At 70.2% G+C, this 776-nt stretch carries 1 pseudogene; it reads left to right on the top strand.

The window, feature by feature from the left end:
- Positions 1–776: pseudogene (locus CAPSK01_RS15065) on the top strand (hypothetical protein); the annotation flags it as partial.

A 776-nucleotide genomic window follows, 5' to 3' on the forward strand; every position in this document is an offset into this window, starting at 1 on the left:
ACCCGCACGGACGCCTGACCCAGGAAACCCGCCAGATCGCCGGCGTTCCCTTCACCACCCAATACCGCTACAGCCAAGGACGCCTGAGCGGCCTCACCACGCCGGGCGGCAAACGGATCGACTACACCCTCGACGCCCAGGGACGAATCCGCGACGTCCAGCTCACCGTCGCCGGTGAAGTCAAGACACTCGCCAGCGCCATCACCTACCACCCCGCCGGCGCCCTCAAACAGCTCACCAACGGCGCCGGACAACGCCTCACCTGGGGCCAGGACGCCGATGGCCGGCCGGCGAGCTACGTCCTTGGCCAAGAGACCTGGCAGATCGCCTACGACAACGCCTCGCGCCTCGCCAGTCAAAGCCAGCTCAGCGACCCCGCGCAGACCGCGCGCTACGGCTACGACCCCCTCGACCGGCTGACCCAGGCCGTCCTGCCCAGCGTCACCCACGGCTACGGCTACGACGCCACCGGCAACCGCCTGAGCCAGACCAGCGGCGCCGCCACGCGCAGCTACACCGTCAGCCCGACCAGCAACCGCCTGTCGGCCATCGCCGGCAGCCAGCCCAGGGCCTACACCTACGACGCCAACGGCCGCGTCAAAGCCGACGGTGCCGGCCAGACCTTCAGCTACGACGCGCGCGGCCGCCTGACCGGCGTCACCGTCGGCGGCCTCACCACCACCTACCGCCTCGACCCCCTCGGTCAGCGCCTGCGCAAGACCGGGGCCGAGGACACCCTCTACCACTACGACCAAGAAGGCCGACTGATCAGCGAG

Origin of the sequence: Candidatus Accumulibacter vicinus (genome assembly GCF_000584955.1) — a bacterium.
GTDB lineage: Bacteria > Pseudomonadota > Gammaproteobacteria > Burkholderiales > Rhodocyclaceae > Accumulibacter > Accumulibacter vicinus.